The 21,572-nt window shown below is 37.9% G+C and carries 13 protein-coding genes; 10 read left to right on the forward strand and 3 right to left on the reverse strand.

What is annotated here, in order from left to right; translation table 11 throughout:
- Window positions 1-88: 88 nt before the first annotated feature.
- The 7 genes from ESZ26_RS00105 to ESZ26_RS00135 all read left to right on the forward strand — a co-directional run bounded on the left by ESZ26_RS00105 (window position 89) and on the right by ESZ26_RS00135 (window position 12,165).
- Window positions 89-1,702: a hypothetical protein gene (locus tag ESZ26_RS00105; protein WP_211361189.1), complete on the forward strand. Its 1,614-nt coding sequence runs from the start codon at window positions 89-91 to the stop codon at window positions 1,700-1,702.
- Between the two features lie 529 nt (window positions 1,703-2,231).
- The gene (pdhR, locus tag ESZ26_RS00110) at window positions 2,232-2,993 is read left to right on the forward strand and encodes a pyruvate dehydrogenase complex transcriptional repressor PdhR (RefSeq protein WP_146796360.1); all 762 of its coding nucleotides are present in this window, start codon (window positions 2,232-2,234) and stop codon (window positions 2,991-2,993) included.
- Between the two features lie 297 nt (window positions 2,994-3,290).
- Window positions 3,291-5,966, forward strand: a complete 2,676-nt coding sequence (aceE, locus tag ESZ26_RS00115) for a pyruvate dehydrogenase (acetyl-transferring), homodimeric type (protein ID WP_146795846.1) — start codon at window positions 3,291-3,293, stop codon at window positions 5,964-5,966.
- A gap of 19 nt (window positions 5,967-5,985) precedes the next feature.
- Entirely contained in the window at window positions 5,986-7,671 is a 1,686-nt protein-coding gene (gene aceF / locus ESZ26_RS00120) for a dihydrolipoyllysine-residue acetyltransferase (protein WP_146795849.1), read from the forward strand.
- A gap of 212 nt (window positions 7,672-7,883) precedes the next feature.
- Window positions 7,884-9,317, forward strand: a complete 1,434-nt coding sequence (lpdA, locus tag ESZ26_RS00125; RefSeq protein WP_146795852.1) for a dihydrolipoyl dehydrogenase — start codon at window positions 7,884-7,886, stop codon at window positions 9,315-9,317.
- A gap of 382 nt (window positions 9,318-9,699) precedes the next feature.
- The gene (locus ESZ26_RS00130) at window positions 9,700-11,652 is read left to right on the forward strand and encodes a S9 family peptidase (protein ID WP_146795855.1); all 1,953 of its coding nucleotides are present in this window, start codon (window positions 9,700-9,702) and stop codon (window positions 11,650-11,652) included.
- Window positions 11,653-11,826: 174 nt separating this feature from the next.
- Window positions 11,827-12,165, forward strand: coding sequence for a hypothetical protein (locus ESZ26_RS00135; protein ID WP_146795857.1), 339 nt, complete (start codon window positions 11,827-11,829; stop codon window positions 12,163-12,165).
- 247 nt (window positions 12,166-12,412) lie between these two features.
- Here the strand turns inward: ESZ26_RS00135 and ESZ26_RS00140 are convergent, their stop codons facing one another.
- Both ESZ26_RS00140 and ESZ26_RS00145 read right to left on the reverse strand, forming a co-directional pair.
- On the reverse strand, window positions 12,413-15,220 hold the full coding sequence (locus ESZ26_RS00140) for a bifunctional aconitate hydratase 2/2-methylisocitrate dehydratase (protein WP_146795860.1): 2,808 nt from the start codon (window positions 15,218-15,220) through the stop codon (window positions 12,413-12,415).
- Window positions 15,221-15,518: 298 nt separating this feature from the next.
- Window positions 15,519-16,139 (reverse strand): hypothetical protein, encoded by a 621-nt coding sequence (locus ESZ26_RS00145; RefSeq protein ID WP_146795862.1) that lies wholly within the window; start codon window positions 16,137-16,139, stop codon window positions 15,519-15,521.
- 524 nt (window positions 16,140-16,663) lie between these two features.
- On the opposite strand from ESZ26_RS00145, the gene ESZ26_RS00150 reads away from it, so the two are divergent.
- The gene (locus ESZ26_RS00150; protein ID WP_146795865.1) at window positions 16,664-17,149 is read left to right on the forward strand and encodes a DUF3015 family protein; all 486 of its coding nucleotides are present in this window, start codon (window positions 16,664-16,666) and stop codon (window positions 17,147-17,149) included.
- A gap of 79 nt (window positions 17,150-17,228) precedes the next feature.
- A complete protein-coding gene (locus ESZ26_RS00155) occupies window positions 17,229-19,115 on the forward strand; it encodes an Lnb N-terminal periplasmic domain-containing protein (protein ID WP_170246270.1) in 1,887 nt (628 codons plus the stop codon).
- A 66-nt stretch (window positions 19,116-19,181) separates the two neighbouring features.
- Here the strand turns inward: ESZ26_RS00155 and ESZ26_RS00160 are convergent, their stop codons facing one another.
- Window positions 19,182-20,081, reverse strand: a complete 900-nt coding sequence (locus ESZ26_RS00160) for a MipA/OmpV family protein (protein WP_146795871.1) — start codon at window positions 20,079-20,081, stop codon at window positions 19,182-19,184.
- A gap of 318 nt (window positions 20,082-20,399) precedes the next feature.
- Between ESZ26_RS00160 and ESZ26_RS00165 the strand changes: the two genes are divergently transcribed.
- The gene (locus tag ESZ26_RS00165; protein WP_146795874.1) at window positions 20,400-21,527 is read left to right on the forward strand and encodes an efflux RND transporter periplasmic adaptor subunit; all 1,128 of its coding nucleotides are present in this window, start codon (window positions 20,400-20,402) and stop codon (window positions 21,525-21,527) included.
- The last annotated feature ends 45 nt before the right edge of the window (window positions 21,528-21,572 follow it).

Below are 21,572 nucleotides of genomic sequence, written 5' to 3' on the forward strand. Positions count from 1 at the left end.
TAATAAAAGCCTTGTATAATTTACTGAATATATAAATGAGGGGCGATTAAAGTTTATGAAAAATTACGTGTTAATATTTAGTTTACTAATGACGATTTCTTTTATTGGTTTTTCGAGTTTATCAAAAAGTGAAAAAATGGCTCAGGACTTATTGCCCGATGTTGACACGAGTGAAATCATTACGCCAACAGCTAATGGTAGCTTTAATGAAGAAGCCCCCATTCCATCGCAGTGTTATACCAAAACTGCAGGAAGTAACAATCCCTGTTACACCTGCCATCAAACCTATAGTCATAGTGAAACTGACAATTCTCGCAATAATTTACGTAATGATGGTGTTAATCAGGGGCTTTACAACTTTTCAGATGAAGGTGAGCGTAATAGCTGGAAAAACCTATTTGTTAACCGTGAACCTTGGACAGCAAAAATATCTGATGAACAAATAGCACAATACATAGATCAAGATAACTACAGTCAATTATCAACAACATTAAAAGATAATGGCTGGCAAGGTTTTATTCCTGACTTGAAAAACTATAATTTAGCCGGTGAAGCCTTTAATGAGAAAGGTATTGCTAAAGATGGTACTGGTTGGGTGGCGTTTAATTACAAGCCCTTTCCAGGAACCTTTTGGCCAACCAATGGCGCCACAGATGATGTATTAATTCGCTTGTCTGCTGAGTTTAGGCAACTTAACGGTGAGTATAATGAAGATATTTATTTAATTAATCTTTCGCTAGTTGAAATGAGTATCAAGGCATTACCACAAATAGATATTTTTCCAGCCGATGAAACAAAACTCAACAGTGACTTAAATATGGATGGTCAATTAACCGGCCAAGTTGAATTATTGTTTGCTCAAGAGCACTTTGTTGGCGACGCTCAGCAGATTAAAGTGCCTCGTCAGCAATACCCAGTTAACACAGAAATTATGCATTCAGTGCGTTATGTGGGTATAAATGCAAAGGGTGAAACCACTATTCCGCAACGGATGAAAGAATTGCGCTATATGACTAAAACGCAGTTATTAAATGACTCGGCAATAGACAGTGCTTATCGGCGAGAGCGAAAAGAGAAACTTGATGAGCAACTACCAAGTTATATACGCGTTAAAGACCGTGGCTTTAATAATAAATTTGGCTGGCTTATTCAAGGCTACATTGAAGATTATAACGGTGAGTTGCGACCTCAATCTTACGAAGAAACTTTTTATTGCATGGGCTGTCACTCCGCCATAGGAACCACGATTGATCAAACGTTTGCTTTTCCACGAAAAGTAACCGGACGAGCAGGTTGGGGCTATATTGATTTGAAAGGCATGAAAGATGCACCATCGATAGGTCAGCAGGAAGGGGAGATTTTACAATATTTGCAAATTAATGGTGGCGGTAATGAGTTTCGAGAAAACATGGAAATGCACAGCAAGTGGTATAAAGAAGATGGTTCGGTTGACAAGGAAAAAGTAAAGCAAGCGGATGTTTACACGTTAATTACCCCGTCCAAGCAACGTGCTTATGCGATGAATAAAGCCTATACCCAAATTGTTAGAACGCAGAGTTTTATTCATGGCCGTGATGTCAATATTACGCCTGCAATTAACGTTCATAAGACAATCGATGAATCCGTTGCGCCGTTAGAGCCAGAACATCGAGTAGAGGGGTGGGATATTCGTTTAGATTGGTCAGATAAAGCTATAAATTAAAAAATAATCCAATAAGTAATGATTGTTTGGCTTTAATTGCGGATAAATTACCGGTAACTAGACTTTCTAAAGGGCTATTTTTATTGAGAACTTAGCCCTTTTTGACGATTCTAGCCTTATGTTAAAAGCGTTTCTTAATCATTTTTATTATATTTTTTTGAGTGGTATCGAATTACAAGGCGTATAAAAGCCAGAATAACAGTGTAGGAAATTTAGCTTAACGACCACTTTATTGGTTGAATAGTGAGCCATAAAGAGCTTTTATTTGAGTTGTTTTATTAACTATTCAAACGGTCGTTTGGAGTTTGAGCTCTAAAATAGTACTTGGAAAATCCGGCCAGCTGTTCTATCTTCTCTTTACAAAATATGGTTTTTTTGGTATTTTTACACCAATTTTATGATTGGTAAGACCAATTTACCTCTTGGTTTTTAGATAATTTGCAAAGGAAGCTCAATTGCTTTTTTAAGTTTATCTTACTCTAAGCCAATAAAACTATAGGTTAGGCTGTTAGTTATGACATTGTCAGGTATCCAAAAGCCAGTTAAACAAGCAAAGTTGTCGGATGTAATTTTACGACAACTAGAGACCTTAATTCTTGAAGGCAGCTTGCAAGCGGGTGAGAAATTACCGCCTGAACGCGAGTTGGCAAAACAATTTGATGTTTCTCGCCCCTCGTTACGCGAAGCGATTCAAAAACTGGAAGCGAAAGGTTTAGTTAATCGTCGCCAAGGTGGTGGCACCTTTGTCAGTGACCAAATTTTATCAGGCTTGTCTGATCCGTTATTTGAATTAATGTCGAAAAGTAAAGAGTCACAATTTGATCTCTTAGAGTTTCGTCATGGTATTGAAGGTATGTCGTCATATTATGCGGCGATGCGTGGCACTGAAAATGATTTTGCTGAAATACAGAAAAAACACGACGGCATAGGTAATGCCCAGTTAGAAAATGATTTACGTTTAGAAGCCGAAGCTATTTTCGACTTTTATCTTGCTATATGTGCAGCATCGCACAATGCGGTGACCTTGCACTTAGCACGCAGCATGTCGAGTTTATTGATTGATAACATCGAGCAAAATTTAACAGTTTTAGCTAAGCGTCCAGATATATTTGCGCAAATGGCTGAATTTAGAAAACGCTTGTTAGACGCTATTATTAGTGGTCAGCCACAAAAAGCTTGGGGGGCAAGTCACCGTCACCTCGCTTTTATAGAGGAAGTGCTACTAAAAATGTCACAAGAAGATAGTCGCATGGAAAGATCAATGCGCAGAATGCAACGTAGTGAATATTAACAGCTATTACCTTGCAAAATAAAATTTAGAAAATAACCGTTTAACGTTAATCAAAGCATGTAAATATGCAAAAGTTGACTATCTTTAAACACAGAAATTTAACTTATAGCTATCATAATTTAAGATGCGGAAGTTTAGTGTCAGTGCAAAATTATAGAGACAAGGCATTCGTTTGCAGCAATGGTTTGCTATTGCAAGAATGAGTAACGCCATCGTGCTAGTTTTGAAGCGCAATAAACCTACATGTACAGTAATGATAACTATATATACTTACTAACTATTGGAAACTAAGTAATTATGTCTGAGCTCCCAAAAATTGATTTAGATTCATTGGAAACCCAAGAGTGGTTGGAATCTATGGATTCTATTCTGGAAAATGAAGGTCCAGATCGCGCACATTTCATTTTAGAAAAACTTATTGACCGCGCTCGTCGCAGTGGCACACATTTACCTTTTGAAGCAAAAACAGCTTATGTAAATACCATACCTCCTGGGCAAGAGCCTAATATGCCAGGTGACCAAACGATTGAAGCGCGTATTCGTGCTGCTATCCGTTGGAACGCATTAGTGTTGGTACTTCGTGCGTCAAAAAAAGATTTAGATTTAGGTGGGCATATTGGCAGTTTTGCTTCTTCTGCAATGTTATACGATGTCGGTTTTAATCACTTCTTCAGAGCGGCTTCTGAAAAAGACGGTGGTGACTTTATTTTCGCACAAGGACATATCTCTCCGGGTATTTATGCACGTGCCTTTATGGAAGGTCGTTTAACTGAATCTCAAATGGATAACTTCCGTCAAGAGTGTGATGGTAAAGGGTTATCTTCTTATCCTCACCCTCATTTAATGAAAGATTTCTGGCAGTTCCCAACGGTTTCTATGGGTCTAGGTCCATTACAGGCAATTTATACCGCGCGTTTCCTTAAATATTTAACCGATCGTGGTATCAAAGATTGTTCAGCACAACGCGTTTACTGTTACTTAGGTGATGGCGAGACCGATGAGCCTGAATCATTAGGGGCTATTGGTTTAGCGTCGCGTGAAGGTTTAGATAATTTAACATTTGTTGTTAACTGTAACTTACAACGCTTAGACGGCCCCGTTCGTGGTAATGGTAAAATCATTCAAGAACTGGAAGGTACCTTCCGTGGCGCTGGCTGGGAAGTGGTTAAAGTTATTTGGGGCTCTTACTGGGATGCGCTTATTGCCCGTGACACTTCAGGTAAACTTTTACAACTTATGGAAGAAACCGTTGATGGTGAATACCAGAACTGTAAAGCTAAGGGTGGTAAATATACCCGTGAGAATTTCTTCAACAAATACCCTGAAACAGCAGCATTGGTTGCTAATATGTCAGATGAAGACATTTACCGTTTAAATCGCGGTGGTCATGACCCGGTTAAAGTTTACGCCGCTTATAAAAAAGCCTTAGAAACTAAAGGTCGCCCAACAGTTATTTTAGCGAAAACAGTGAAAGGTTTTGGTTTAGGTGCCTCAGGCGAAGCATTGAATGTTGCGCATAACGTCAAGAAAATGGATGTTGAATCTATTAAGCTTTACCGCGATCGTTTCAATATGCCGATCAATGACGATGAAATTGCTGATTTACCTTTTTATCGCTTCCCTGAAGACAGTGAAGAGTTCAAGTACATGAAAGCGCGTCGTGAAGCGTTAGGCGGCTCTTTACCTGCTCGTCGTGTACAAGCCGATGAAACGTTAGAAATTCCATCACTGAAAGTTTTTGATGCGATATTAAAAGGCAGTGGAGACCGTGAGGTTTCTTCAACAATGACCTTTGTTCGTGTCTTAAATGCCTTATTAAAAGATAAAAAAATTGGTAAACGTATTGTGCCAATTATTCCCGATGAAGCGCGCACATTCGGCATGGAAGGTTTATTCCGCCAAGTGGGTATTTACGCCAATGAAGGACAAAAATATGTTCCTCAAGATGCTGACCAAGTTGCTTATTATCGTGAAGATAAAAAAGGTCAGGTTTTACAAGAAGGTATTAATGAATTAGGTGCTATGGCGTCTTGGGTTGCCGCGGGTACGTCTTACTCTACTTGTAATGCGACCACGATCCCATTTTACATCTACTACTCTATGTTTGGTTTTCAACGCGTTGGCGATCTAGCTTGGGCTGCGGGCGATAGCCAAGCCAAAGGCTTTTTATTAGGTGCTACAGCCGGTCGAACAACCTTAAATGGTGAAGGTTTACAACATCAAGATGGTCATTCACATGTGCAAGCAGGTTTGATCCCTAATTGTGTGACGTACGATCCTACTTACGGTTATGAAATATCGGTTATCGTGCGTGAAGGTTTACGTCGTATGTATGAAGAAAATGAAAATATTTTCTTTTACCTAACGTTAATGAACGAAAACTATAAACATCCGGCGATGCCTGAAAATAAAGAGGTTGAAGAGCAAATCATTAAAGGTATTTATAAACTTGAAACCGTAGCGGCGAAAAAAGCGAAAGCTAACGTACAGTTAATGGGCTCAGGTACTATCTTGGAAAAAGTACGTGAAGCAGCACAAATTTTAAGTGCTGATTACGGTATTTCAAGTGATGTTTACTCGGTAACCTCTTTTAATGAATTAGCCCGTGACGGACAAGATGTTGCCCGTTGGAATATGCTTCACCCAGAGGGAAAGCAAAAACAAGCGTACATTGCTAACATTATTACTAGAGAAAACGGTCCTGCAATTGCAGCAACTGATTATGTTAAAAACTATTCAGAGCAAGTACGTGCCTACATTGACACCGAATATCGCTGTTTAGGTACCGATGGTTTTGGTCGTAGTGATAGTCGAGCTAATTTACGTACTCACTTTGAAGTGAATGCTGCTTATATTGTTGTTGCTGCGTTATTTGAGTTAGCTAATCGTGGTGATGTTAAACGTTCAGTGGTCACTGAAGCGATCAAACGCTTTGACATTGATACTGAAAAACTTAACCCACTTTACGCATAAGCAGACTAGGAGAATTAATATGTCAGATAGTCAAAAAATTCTAGTCCCTGATGTTGGTGGCGACGAAGTAGAAATTATTGAAATTTGTTTTGCTGTTGGTGATTCAATCGAAGCAGACGAAGGTATAGTTACCGTTGAAACTGATAAAGCATCAATGGATATACCCGCACCATTTGCTGGAAAGTTATCAGCATTAATGGTTAGTGTTGGCGATAAGATTAAAGAAGGTGATGTGATTGCTGAAATGACATCATCGCAAGCAGCACCCGAAACAGCTGAAGCTACAGATGAAGTTACAGATGAAGCGCCGGCAGAAGCTGTAGAAGAAACTGTTGCAGAAGTTGAGTCAGCTCCTGCACCTGCTGAGGCTCCTGCTAAAGCGGCTGTATCAGCACAAAGCGAAATTATTGATATTGCTGTTCCTGACATTGGTGAGGACGGTGCAGTAGAAATTATCGATGTTTTAGTCAGTGTTGGTGATGTTATTGAAGTTGAAGATGGTTTAATTACTTTAGAAACTGATAAAGCTACCATGGATGTGCCTTCTACACATGCGGGTACTGTTAAAGAAGTACTGGTTAGCGTTGGTGGTAAAGTAAAGCAGGGCGCTATTGTTATTAAGCTTGAAACGTCAAGTGGCTCACCTGTTGAGGCTGCTGCTCCTGCTCCTGTCGCTGAAAAAGCTGCTGAAGCACCAACAGCTAAACCAGCGCCACAACAAGCAAAGGCTGCTCCTGTTCCACATCATCCACAAGCGGGTAAAGTGGCTTCATCGGGGAGTATCTATACTTCGCCATCGATTCGTCGTATTGCACGTGAATATGGTGTTGATTTAACTTTGGTTAAAGGAACGGGCAGAAAAGGTCGTATTTTAAAAGAAGACGTACAGTCTTACGTGAAATACGAACTGTCTCGACCTAAAGCTAACGCTGGTAGCTCTGTTGCTGCGGGTGAAGGTGGTTTACAGGTGGTCAGTGCTAAGGCTATCGATTTTTCTAAATTTGGCGAAATTGAAACGAAAGCACTAACGCGTATTCAAAAAATATCAGGTCCATTTCTCCATCGTAATTGGGTAACTATTCCACATGTTACTCAATTTGATGAAGCTGATATCACTAATGTTGAAGCCTTTCGTAAAGAACAAAATGTAATCTGTGAAAAGAAAAAACTAGGTTTTAAGATCACGCCACTAGTCTTTATCTTAAAAGCGGTTGCCGATGCTCTACGTGAATTCCCTGCCTTTAACTCAAGTTTGAGTGAAGATGGAGAAAGCTTAATTCTCAAGAAATACATTCACATTGGTGTTGCTGTTGATACACCTAATGGTTTGGTAGTTCCGGTAGTACGTGATGTAGACCAAAAAGGTATTCATCAACTCTCTCGTGAACTCCTAGAAATTAGCATGAAAGCACGAGATGGAAAATTAAAAGCGGCCGATATGCAAGGTGGCTGTTTTACTATTTCTAGCCTTGGTGGTATTGGTGGTACGGCATTTACGCCGATTGTTAATGCCCCAGAAGTGGCCATTTTAGGTGTTTCAAAATCAGAAATAAAACCTAAGTGGAATGGTAAGGACTTTGAGCCTAAGCTTATGTTGCCATTATCAATGTCATACGATCATCGTGTTATCGACGGTGCATTAGCCGCGCGCTTTACGGTACACTTAGCCAGTGTAATGTCTGATATTCGTCAATTGATCTTATAATTTATAGAGGCTTTGACGCTAAGATAAAAGTGAGAATGCCAAAGTGCTTCTCACTTTTTACTACTTTGGTCAAAGAAGACGCGATTAAAGATGGTACTTTGGTAGGAGTTTAAGTAAAATTCCGCCCAGCAAAGTAGAAAATAATTTTATATTTATGGCTTTCCATCTTGGAAAGCGATAAATGACAAAACAACAAGTTAATTGAGGTAAACATGAGTAACGAAATTAAAACTCAAGTAGTAGTATTAGGTTCAGGCCCTGGTGGTTATTCAGCGGCATTCCGTGCTGCAGATTTAGGTTTAGATGTAGTCTTAATTGAAAGCCGTAAAACATTAGGTGGCGTTTGTTTAAATGTGGGTTGTATCCCATCAAAAGCATTACTTCATGTTGCTAAAGTTATTGATGATGCCGCTGCAATGGCTTCACACGGGGTTACTTTTGGTAAGCCTGAAATCGATTTAGATAAAATCCGTGGTTGGAAAGACAGTGTTGTCGCTCAACTGACTGGCGGTTTAAGTGGTATGTCTAAAGCACGTAAAGTTACTACAGTTTACGGTTATGGTAAATTCACTTCAGATAAAACCATTGAAGTTGAAGGTAATGACGGCGAGAAAACAACCGTTACTTTTGATAACGCTATTATTGCTGCGGGTTCTTCTGTTATCGACTTACCTTTCATTCCAAGTGATGACCCGCGCGTTATGGACTCAACTGGTGCTTTAGAACTTCACGATATTCCTGGTGAAATGTTAGTGTTGGGTGGTGGTATTATTGGTTTAGAAATGGGTACAGTTTATGCTGCACTCGGCTCAAACGTTAGTGTTGTTGAATTTGCTGATCAATTAGTACCTGCTGCAGATAAAGACATCGTTAAAATTTATACTAACTACAACAAGAAAAAATTCAACATTATGTTGTCGACAAAAGTTGTTGCTGTTGAAGCGAAAGTTGACGGTTTGTATGTGACTTTTGAAGGTAAAAAAGCACCAGCAGAACCGGTACGTTACGACAAGATTTTAGTCGCTGTTGGCCGTAAGCCAAACGGTCACTTAGTTGCCGCTGACAAAGCGGGCGTTAATGTTGATGAGCGTGGCTTTATCAATGTTTCTAATGAATTACGTACCAACGTTGCTCATATCTTCGCGATTGGTGATGTTGTAGGCCAACCTATGCTTGCACATAAAGCGGTTCATGAAGCGCATTGTGCAGCAGAAGTTATCTCAGGTAAAAAGCATACCTTTGAACCACGCTGCATACCTTCTGTCGCCTATACTGATCCTGAAATGGCTTGGACTGGCGTCACTGAAACTGAAGCTAAAGAACAAGGTTTAAACATTGAAGTGGCTAACTTCCCTTGGGCAGCTTCTGGTCGTGCTATCGCTTCTGGACGTACTGAAGGTAAAACTAAATTAATCTTTGAAAAAGAAACGGGTCGTATTCTTGGTGGTGCTATTGTTGGTATCAACGCAGGCGAAATGTTGGGCGAAATTTGTCTAGCCGTTGAAATGGGTGCTGATGCAGAAGATATAGGTTTAACCATTCATGCTCATCCAACATTAAATGAATCTATTGGCTTAGCGGCTGAAATTTTTGAAGGTTCAATTACTGACTTACCCAATGCAAAAGCGGTAAAGAAAAAGAAATAATTATTGTTTTTAAGTAAACAATAACCCCGCACTTATGCTGAAATGCCATTCACTATTGATAGTGAATGGCATTTTTTATGGCTTATTATTTTAGTTAGCGCTTAATTTTTACTGAACTCAGTGTCTAAGTCATAACCCACCACAACTAAGCTATCTAGTGAGACTCAGCGATATACCTTATGTTTTCGCTTTTCTGATCATGCTTATCAATCACTTTTTGTTCAATAACCAAAGTCATTATTAGCTAGGTATATCTTTATTAATAATATAGTAAGTTTACTGGTAATTTTGTAAATAATTTGTAAAGATATGGGTAAATCATTTTTATCGTATTATCGATAATGATAAATACCGTTAATCAACAAGTCGCTAGGATGCCATAATGAAAAAAATAATAATCACTATTCTATTGCTCAGCGTGGCCTTTCTAAGTCATGCCGAAAAACAAAGCTTAAGCTATAAGGAGTTTGGTCATTTACCGATAATCCAAGAACCTACCGTATCACCGGATGGCAAACATATTGCTGGAATATTTAACAGTGAGGATGGTCCATCGGTCGTGATGAGTGACTTTGGCTCAAGTGACATTGTTAAACTTGTTAGTCTTAAAAAATCCAAAGACAGAATAGACTCGGTCATGTGGGCAAATAATGAACGTTTGCTAGTATCCTCGAGTTACTCTAAAAAGCAATGGGGTGATAGATTTCGGGTTAATCGATTATTTTCGGTTAACATTGACGGCAGTAACTTAATTGAATTAAATCGTGCAGCAAACCTTCGCAGCTTAACCGGTGCAGAAATCGCTATGTATGACTTAAACAGCTCTCAACAAGTTGTTTCGTTACTAAAAGCAGAAAAACAGTTTGTATTATTACAAATGTACTCTCCTAAAGATAAAGGACAATCTGTTTATAAAGTTAATATTTATGAAAATAAATTCGAAAAGTTATTCGTTAATAAATATAACGTTTATAAATGGGTTGCTAATAAAGCTGGGCATGTAGTACTGGGTGTAGGCTCTGACGATAGTGACAGTACCATTACCAATATATGGTACAGAAAAGACAATATTGACGAGTGGAAATTATTACACTCTAAAAAAGCATTCGAAGGTGAAACCTTTTCTCCTATTCTGGTTAGTGATGACAAAGCGATTGTTATCTCTGATCACAAGGTACACAGAGATGCACTTTGGCAATATGATATTAAGTCAGGAAAATACGATAAACTTTTATATGCTAATGATAACTATGCCGTAGAAGGTGCCATTTTTAATGCGGATAGAAATGAAGTTATTGGTGCTATTTATATTGAGCACTACCGTAAAAATCATTTTTTTACTGATGCCGACACTGAAATTTATAACATCGTAAAAAACAGTTTCAAGCAATACCAAGCCAGTATTTACAGTATGAGTAAAGATAAAAAGAAAATTTTAGTGGCGGCTCAGCGTGATAATTCACCCCCTAAGTTTTTTTGGTTAGATTTGACTAAAAAATCGGGTGGTTTTTGGATCAGTCAATACCCATATTTAGAAGGCAAGCCGCTGGCTAGCGTTCAACCGTTTCAGTTTGAAGCATCTGATGGCATGTCATTACACGGATATTTAACGTTGCCAACAACGCCAATGAGTAATAATAAAAAGCCACCATTGATTATTCACCCTCATGGTGGTCCACAATCAAGAGATTACCAATACTTTAGTCCGTTTGTGCAATACTTCGCCAGTAAGGGTTATGCGGTACTGCAAGTTAACTTTCGTGGCTCTACCGGCTTTAATAACGCTTACCAAACCGCTGGTTACCAACAGTGGGGTAAACGTATGCAAGATGATATTTATGAGGCGATAGATTGGTTAGCAGAGACTGAACTGGTTGATACTAATAATAGTTGTATTGTTGGCGCTAGCTACGGCGGCTATGTGGCATTAACGGCGGCATTTCAAAGACCCAAGCAATTTAAATGTATTGCCAGTATAGCGGGGATTGGTGACTTACTTGAGTTAGCAAAAGATGAATATAGATACGAATCTAAACGACCTTTTATTAATAAAACCATTGGTAACCCAACGGATGATAAGATTATTGCTGGGCTTAAAGCGACTTCTGCGATTAACTATCTTAATCAGATAAAAGCACCGATACTATTAATTCATGGTAAACATGATACTCAGGTAAGGTTTAGCCAATCTGACGATTTTTATGATGCAGCTAAAGACGCTGATTTAGATATTGATTTTGTTGAGTTTGCTAATGGTACACATTATCTTGATGAAAATGAGAACCGTATAGAAGCATTTAAGGTGGTTGGTGAATTCTTAGAAAAGCACTTGTAAATGCTTGACTAGCTTCATATAAAAACCAGCATCTTGCTGGTTTTTATGTTTAGGATGAGTGGTATGTCGCAGCACCATCGCCGCTATGCCTTCTTGGCATTAGTCCATCCTTGTACGTCGATGGTAAAGTACAGCTGTTTTATAATATAAATTATTATTTGAAAAGGACTTATTATGCGTTTATTTACTTTAGCTATTACTTGTTTTGCTCTATCTGCTTGTACCAATATTGTCTCTGAAAACGGTACTTCACAATGGGATTTTGATCACAATATCCAGTTTAAACAAACAAAATTGTCAGACAACAAATATCACTTAGCGGTGAATCCTAAGTCTGATACTCATTTTGATAAACTGGCTACTTTTATGATGAGGCAGTCTTACGAGATTTGTGGCACTTATGGTTTTACCATTGAAGTGTTAAAAGGTATTGAAAAGTTTGATGACAGAAAATCGTTTCCAAATTTAATTATGCCTTCGTTATCCGCTAATATTGAATGCGCTAGTCAGTAGAAGCATTTCTGTTCAATGTAAACTTCTCTGACGTGCTCACTTAATTACAGACCCAGTTAAGTGAGTATAGTCCTTGCATTGCTGTGCCATTTTTAATAACTAGAAGATTAAAATAAAAAAGGATTACTTATTTTAGTTGATAGTAAGTTTTACCTCACTCAACCAAAATAAATAACCCTGATATTTCTAAGTCTATTTTAATGTATCACTTAAAATAGAGTCCCCATTAAGGACTCTATATAGCTAATTACATTACTTTAATCGGTACTGCTGGTGCAGTGTACTTAGTCGTCATCTCATGTGTAGGAGGAGCGAATCGTGTTAAATCGATACCTTCTACTGCTGACTTATACTCTTCGATTGTTGGGAAACGACCAAGCATTGTGGAAAGCACAACTAATGGTGTAGAGCCAAGTAACGATTCACCTTTTTTCTCAGCAGTATCTGCTACAACACGACCTTGGAATAAACGTGTTGATGTTGCAATAACCGTGTCACCAGGTTCAGCTTTTTCTTGGTTACCCATACATAAGTTACAGCCTGGGCGCTCAAGGTACATGATGTTTTCGTACTTAGTACGTGCAGCATTTTTAGGTACAGCATCGTCAAATTCGAAACCAGAATATTTTTGTAAAATATCCCAATCGCCTTCAGCTTTAAGCTCATCAACAATATTGTAAGTTGGTGGTGCAACAACTAATGGAGCTTTAAATTCTATCTTGTTACCTTGTGCTTCCATATTACGGAACATTTGAGCGATAATTTGCATATCACCTTTGTGAACCATACAAGAACCAACAAAGCCTAAGTCAACTGATTTATCAGCGTAGTATGAAACAGGGCGAATAACATCATGGGTGTAACGTTTAGAAGCATCGTCGTTGTTTACATCTGGATCCGCAATCATTGGCTGGTCGATAATATCTAAATCAATTACCACTTCCGCGTAGTATTTAGCATTTTCATCTGGTGCTAATGCTGGCGTAGTGCCTGATTTTATCCCTTCGATACGTTGGTCAGCTAAGGCGATTAAACCGTTAAGTGTTTTCGCTTCGTTTTCCATACCCTTGTTGATCATTATCTGGATACGGCTCTTAGCAAGCTCAAGTGATTGAATTAATGTTTCATCTTCAGAAATACAGATTGAGGCTTTTGCCTTCATTTCTGCAGACCAATCAGTAAAGGTAAATGCTTGGTCAGCTAATAATGTACCGATATGCACTTCAATGATACGACCTTGGAAGACATTCTCGCCATCAAATTGCTTAAGCATTTGCGCTTGAGTAGAATGAACTACATCACGGAAATCCATGTGGCCTTGCATCTTGCCTTTAAAAGTAACTTTTACAGACTCAGGGATTGGCATAGCCGATTCACCTGTGGCAAGCGCGATTGCTACTGTACCCGAGTCAGCACCAAAGGCTACACCTTTAGACATACGAGTATGCGAGTCACCACCAATGATGATTGCGCGATCGTCTACGGTAATATCATTTAATACTTTATGAATAACATCAGTCATTGCATGGTAAACGCCTTTCGGGTCACGTGCAGTAATAAGACCGAACTTGTTCATGAATGCCATTAATTTAGGAATGTTAGCTTTAGCTTTGCTATCCCAAACTGACGCTGTATGACAACCTGATTGGTATGCACCGTCTACTAGCGGAGAAATAGTCGATGCTGCCATAGCTTCAAGCTCTTGACATGTCATAGGACCTGTTGTGTCTTGAGAGCCAACAATGTTTACTTTAACGCGAACATCTGAGCCTGCATGTAATGGTGTGTTCGATGTTACACCAACTGCGTTGTTATTAAAGATTTTTTCAACGGCGGTTAAACCTTGACCTTCATGAGAAATTTCTTTTGAAGTGGCATATACAGGTGGTGTTGCTACGCCAAGTGTTTCAGCTGCGAACGTTTGTAATTTCTTACCAAATGTTACCGCGTAAGAACCGCCAGCTTTCATGAATTCTACTTTCTGTGGTGTAAAGGCTGAAGATATATCCGCAAGCTCTTTGTCACCGTTGTATAATTTTTTCGCTTTGGTATCGATAGTTAATACGGTACCAGTCGCTACAGAGTATGCTTCTTCTAAAACGGCATCACCATTGGCATCAACAACTGCGTTGCCACTTGCATCGACTTTCTTAACCCAGTTTTTAAGGTCAAGACCAATACCGCCAGTTACATCAACGGTTGTTAAGAAGATTGGAGAAATACCATTAGTACCCGCAACGATAGGTGCAATGTTAATAAACGGTACATATGGACTTGCTTGTTTACCTGCCAATAGTGCAACGTTGTTAACACCCGACATACGAGATGAACCAACACCCATAGTGCCTTTTTCAGCGATAAGCATGACTTTCGCTTTAGGGTACTTAACTTGTAATGCTTTAATTTCTGCTTGAGCTTCTGGCGTGCTCATGCATTGGCCATGTAATTCACGGTCAGCACGTGAATGTGCTTGATGACCTGGAGATAATAAATCAGTTGAGATATCACCTTCACCGGCAATATAAGTGACTACTTCAACTTTTGCTTCAACTTCAGGTAACTTAGTAAAGAATTCAGCTTGGACGTAGCTTTCTAAAATATCTTTCGCCAGTGCGTTGCCTGCTTTAAATGCAGCTTCAAGACGTGCTGTATCAGCGTCATATAAAAATACTTGAGTTTTTAAAACTTCTGCCGCTGGTTTCGCTACTGCTGCGTCATCAGATAATGCTAAATCAAGAAGTACTTCAATTGAAGGGCCGCCTTTCATGTGAGATAACAATTCAAAGGCAAATGTTGGGGTGATTTCTGCAACAACTGATTCAGCTAAAATTATTTCTTTTAGAAATACAGCTTTAACACCTGCAGCACTTGTCGTGCCTGGTAAAGTGTTATAAATGAAAAAGTTAAGCGAATCTTCGCGATGTTCACTTGCAGAATTTTTAATTTGAGCAATGATTTCTGATAATAGACCGGCAGAATCAATTGGCAGAGGAGCTAATCCTAGCTCATTCTTACGATTTTCAATTTCTTTAATGTACTCTAAATATAGACTCATTTAAAACTCTCTCTAGTTCTAATGGGCTAATAACATTATCATCATTAGCAAGGAAAAATTTTGCTTATAGTTTACCTGATTTTTGGGCTACTACGAATCATTTGATTAAATAAGTACTATTCATTGCAGTGATAACTAATAGAGTTTTTAGTCGCAATGGTTATGTAGGTAGGGTATCAGAGGATAATAGTAAGAAATAATCCCCTCAATTTAATGATACTAGTAGAAAGGTCTAATTTTCTGCATTTCGATAATCGTCTATATTAAAGCAAAAGGATCAATAAATTATTCCTCTTAGTTATTTTCCTAATTTTTTTAGCACATTTTTCATATGACTTTTAAAGTTTTGCTCATCTTTTGATAAACCACAGCCAAAGCGTGATGTCGTTTTACCTTGCAGGCCAATAAGCGATAAATCTTCAGTTAAAGTACAAGTTCCATTATCACCTTTGGTAATACTAAAGCCATTTCCTACCTGACTAGGTGTTGAGGCAATAACCTTTTTTTCAGTATCTTCTACAAAAGAGTGTGGTACATAACTTGGTGTACCATGCATTAGCGAGCCGGTATTAGGTTTTGCGAAGTTTTGCATGGCTTGGTTGATTATTTGCTGGTTAATTTTATCTTTAAGGCGGGATAAGGTTTGTAACTTTGTAGCATTTTTTACTAAGGCCCGCTCTTGACTTGCTAGTGGAGTCGTAATCGCTTCTTTTAAAGGGCTTAATGATTTAGTCAATGTCTTTTGTTGTACCACGTTTTTAATCGATGGTTGAAGCGCTTCTTTGATGGAGGGCGTTTTTTGTGATGCTTTTATCTGCTCATTAGTAACGGGGACTCTGGCTATTTTTTCTATCTTTTTTTCAATCGGTTTTAAATAAATAAAACTATTAATAGGTGTTTTTTTTGGCGTTTTGATCAAAATATCGTTCGGTTTATCGCTAGTATTACTTAACAGTAAAACAACAAGTATATGAAAGATAATCGAAGCAGCAACTGCAAGTTTATAACCTAGTATCGTAACACTCCTTGTTAACGGTTTTTTATAACCCTTTGATTTTAATTTAATATAATTGCTCGTTAAGCGAGGGTTAGCTTAATTTTTTTTATTGATTAAATAGACCCTAAATAAATATGTAAGTTCATTTTCTCAACAACATTATTCTATAATTAAGTGCAATTTATCCAGTACTAAGCTTGTCTAACCACTATAAACGGAGTTTTTTTACCGATAAATAGGCTGTTTTATCAGTTATTGCTAAATGTCATCTAGTGGTATTTTTGATTCCCATAATTACTGCTAATGCTTAAGGAATTATTTAATAAGATTATAATTTAAAGTAAATTTAATGTTATAAAAATGAATAGCATTATAATTTTCAATTACTTATAATGCTACTAAGACATGGGTCTTACTAATAACAATAAATCAAGGAAGTAAATAACATGAAAACAGCAATTATTACATCTCTTATCGTTGGTGCTTTAACACTAGCAACAATGAACTCTGCAGCAGCTGAGACAGTCAATACTAAAAAATTAAATCCTTGGCAAGACTGCGGTATTGGTGCAATGGTATTTCCTTCTCATGGCATTGCTGCAGCAATTTCGAATATTATTTGGGATTTAGGTACAACAGCAGTAAGTTCAAATATTTCTTCGCAAAATTCTTGTGCTAGTAATCAAGCTAAAACAGCTATGTTTATCCAAGCAACTTTACCCGTACTTGAGCAAGAAGTAGCCATTGGTGAAGGCGAATATTTAACAGCAATGTTAGAATTACGTGGATGTGAAGCAACAAGTCACAACGCTATAATCAATGCAGTACGTAATGATATCGCACAAAAATCTACTGATAACGCTGAAGCATTATATAATGTTGTTGAAGATCAAGTAGCAACTAACTTTGTTGGCTCTTGTACAAGCGCATAACAAGTAAAATTATCAGCACTATTAATGGACCTTTATGGTCCATTTTTATTTTAATCAACAGTCAATTATTGGATGTTTTGTGAACAAATTCTTTGCAAAGATAATGAAATCAGCATTTATTTTTATTCTTTATATTTTTTCACATTCAAGCCTGGCGAATGACCAATCATTAATAGAGCTCTCAACAAACAAACAATGGTTGAAATTATTACACTACAAACCAGATCATTCTTCTGAAAGTTATATCACAAGCCCAGAATTCTTTCTAAGTTCAGCTGTTGTCAGTTCATCACTTGAAGAATTGAAAGCAACTATTGCAGCGTTTTCCCTACCAATAAATAAAAATGAATCGACAGATTCTCATGCTAGGTGCCGATTTCCAGCTCGACTTAAGTTAATACAACAACAACTTAATTTAAACGTTTATGGTGAATTACCGACTATTGACTGTGCTCAGTATAAAATATGGCGTCAGCAAATAAAAGATGACTCGGTTAGCTTGGTTTTTGCTTCCGGTTATATGAGTAACCCCGCTTCTATGTATGGTCATATATTATTGAAATTTAGTGATGTTGATGGTAATAAAAGTAATGAACTTTTAGATACCAGTCTCAATTATGGAGCAATTGTTCCTAATAAAGAGAACCCATTACTTTATGTCCTTAAGGGTATCTTAGGTGGTTATAATGCAAGCTTTTCAGATCAGCAGTTCTTTAAGCATAAGCACAATTATGGCAACGTAGAATTAAGGGACATGTGGGAGTATAAACTGTCACTGACACCAGAGGATGTCGCCTTAATTGTTGATCATTTATGGGAAATTCTACCGACTAAATTCGACTATTATTTTGTTGATGAAAATTGTGCTTATCATTTTGCTAAATTAATTGAACTGGTATTAGACGAACCTATTATTAGTGATAACAGCTTATGGGTGCTGCCAAATTCAGTTGCAACTGGGTTAGCGCAGGCAACATATAAAAGTACACCATTATTGGCCAAGGTTAATTTTATTCCCTCAAGAGAAACATTACTGCTTAACTATTATCAACAACTTACTGTTGAGCAACAACAAGTAGCGTTGTCGATAATAGTGAACGATTTTTCCTTTGCAATAGATAAATATCAAGTATTAAACGATGATGAAAAAAAAGTAATTGTTGAGTCTTTATTCCAATATATAAATGTAGTTAAACAAAAAGAAAAGGATTACGAGTTTGCTAAAACAGGTAAAAGAAAGTTAATAAAGGAACGCTTAAAATTTCCTGTTGGCACGGCTATTCGGTTTAACGAAAATAAAGCGCATGCCCCACCTCATTTAGTTAGCAAACCATCAAAATTTTCTTTGGGAATAGCAGCTATTGATCAAACAAAATTCTACAGCACAGCTGGCTTTAGAATGACTTATTTTGACGATTTATCATCCAGTGTTGGGCGTAGTGATTTTTCTAATTTGGAAATGGTTGATGTCGAGGTAATTAGTGATGGAAACCAGACTAAAATTTTGAGATTAGATTTAATTGATATTAGTTCTTTGTATCTTCCTGCAATGCCTTGGGAAAATAAAGTTGCAGCAGCTTGGTCTGTCCGAGCAGGTTATGAGCAACTGAGTAATGCTTGCATTGATTGTGGAATATACTTTGCTGAAGGCAATCTGGGAAAGTCTGTGCGCATAGGAAATAATACGTTAGGTTTTGCAATGATGGGGGGGAAAGCTTTTCTTGGCAAAGAAAATGATGTAACTATCCATGCTAAATTAGGCTTGTTAACTTCAATAACCAAAAATTTAAAAGCTAAAATAGAACTACAAAGAACCTCAAATATTGCTTTGTCGAGCCATTATGCCAGCTCAGTGAAATTAGCGATAAGTTACGAGTTTTCTCAGGATTGGGATGTACGATTTACCTTAGAGAATAAGGAAACTACATTTGCAGCCTTAGCGCTAAATTACTATTGGGGTTTCTAATTTAGCGCTGTCTTTAACTCGTTAAAATAGCGAGCACAATTGATTGTGGCTTTTGCGTTCACTTTGCTACCAACTTGCTTTTTTGTCACTTTCGTATAAGCGCCAAACAAAGCCTAGACCTATGCTGTAAGTAATGTCTTTTTCATAAAGAGGGCTATTTTGGTTGGCTGCTCCTTGATGAAATTGCGCTGAGCCAGTGATAAATGCGCGGATATTTTTTCGTATCGGTAATGACAGACCTAACGAAAGTTCGGCGCCCAAATAACCTCCTTTGGCATCATATTGTCGGCGATTACTATTGGAAAATCTGCGGTCAACCTGATAAAAATAATCTTGTAATTTTTCAGTCGCAAAAGTTAAGCTCAAGGCAAGATTTAAGCCTGCTTCTTTAAAAAGTACACCACGCTGCTGGTATGAAATAGTTGGTTCTATCACAAAGCCTCGATCGTCGATGCGATCAAAGTCAGTAGAAAATACCGCTCTTGCTTGCAAGCGAGCTTTAAGCCTTGCATCTCCGCCTTGGGCAAATTTGTAGTCTTTAACGCGATAAATTAATTGGGGTCCTACTTCAAATAAGAAGTCTAATTCAGGCATGCCAGCCCGTGATGTATTGTCTTCACTGTCGGCGGAAAATGCACCACCAAAGGAGAGGTCTAATTCAAAATCACTTGTTTCAACGACAACAGCACGCATACCATCGCCGCCGCCAACCCGAAAGACATCGCCCCGATAAACGACATAGGGTGCTGCTAAGGCAATAAAATTTCGTTCGCTAGATGCCGGGTAATTAGCGACTTCTATCGCACCACCACCAACGCCAAACTCCCATAAAGGCTGGCTTTCGTTGATGTTTTCAAAGCCGGTTAGCCCGCGGACAGGGGACTCGTCCTTGTCGTTAGCAATAACAGGCGAAACAAAAAATACAACAGTAAAAATGGCTAAAAAGTACAGTCTTATAAAATACATTAAATAACCTTGATAGAAAGTAAAAGTGTATCTATTAATCGTAAACCATTGTGTGCGGTGATTAAAACTATTTTATTGGCTTTTAAAGGTCGACGTTTAATTAAATAATGGAAAGTGACCGTGTGCTCAATGGACAATCTTTAATGGCGAGGTGATAAAAAATTTCAAAAATATTTCCTTACTTGAAAACTTCTTATCTTTGTAAGTAATCATAACTCGTTACAATTGAATGTTTCATAACCATCAAAAGCTATTTGTATCTTACTTACCTATCCGGATAAAATAACGATAATTATAATTATAAAACAGCGGACCGTTATGCGCCTTAATTCACTAGCAACTTCATTATTATCACTATTTTTGGTTACAGCGTTAAGCGCTTGTAATGAAGAAAAAGTAGCAGACAAAGAAAAGAAAGTTTATCAGGTGCCCGTAGAAACAACACTCGTTGACAATAGAACCATCACCAATACTTATCGAACAACGGCTGTACTTGAAGCAAAAGCCGAAAGCAAAGTCACCAATAAAGTCACCGGCATGATTAACAAGATATTGGTTGAAGAGGGAATGTCGATTACTAAAGGACAAATCTTAGCTGAAATTGATTCTGAAAATTATTTATTAGAACTCGAACGTACCACCATAGATGTTGACTCTGCGGTTGCAGAATTTAATCGCAGTAGACCAATAGATGGTGAACAACTGATATCGGTTAAAGATCTAGAGAAACTTGAGTTTTTAGTGAAAACAAGAAAAAACCAACAAAAAGTGGCGGCAATACAAGTACGTGATTCAAAAGTAAGGGCGCCAATAGCGGGTGTTATTGCTTTAAGAGTTGTGAAAGAAGGTAATATGACCGCTAATGTTGGTAGTGAAATGTTTACCATTGTTGCACTCGATACCTTACAAGGGGTTGTTTATTTGCCCGAATCTGAAATGAATAATGTTCATGTTGGCCAACAAGCGTATTTAAACTTTCCGGCAAATGCGAAAGAACTTCCTGCAACGGTTGACTTAATCTCACCAATCATTGATACCGAGTCGGGTACATTTAAAGTGACCTTAAAAGTTAATAATGATAACCATGTCTTAAAACCAGGGATGTTTGCTAAAGTGTCACTAACACTTGATGTTCATGATAATGCGCAAATTGTGCCACAAAAAGCCTTACTGGTTACCGACACTGAAACCAGCTTATTCGTTATTCAAGATAATAAAGCGAAGAAAGTTACAGTGGTGACCGGTTTTGAACAAGATGGTTTTGTTGAAATATTAACGCCACTAAATGCCCTTGAACCGGTAGTGATTGTTGGTCAGCAAGGTTTAAAGATTGATAGTGCTGTAAAAATAATAGGTGAAGAAGAAACCCAAAAGAAGAACGTTGAACTAACCACTACTAATAATGCCGTTAAGGAAAATGCTGATAAGCAAGCAACACAAGACTAATAAGTTGTGAACTTGCTTTTACCTAATCATTAAATTTAAAGGAAT

Source organism: Colwellia hornerae (genome assembly GCF_007954355.1).
Taxonomy (GTDB): Bacteria; Pseudomonadota; Gammaproteobacteria; order Enterobacterales; family Alteromonadaceae; genus Colwellia_A; species Colwellia_A hornerae.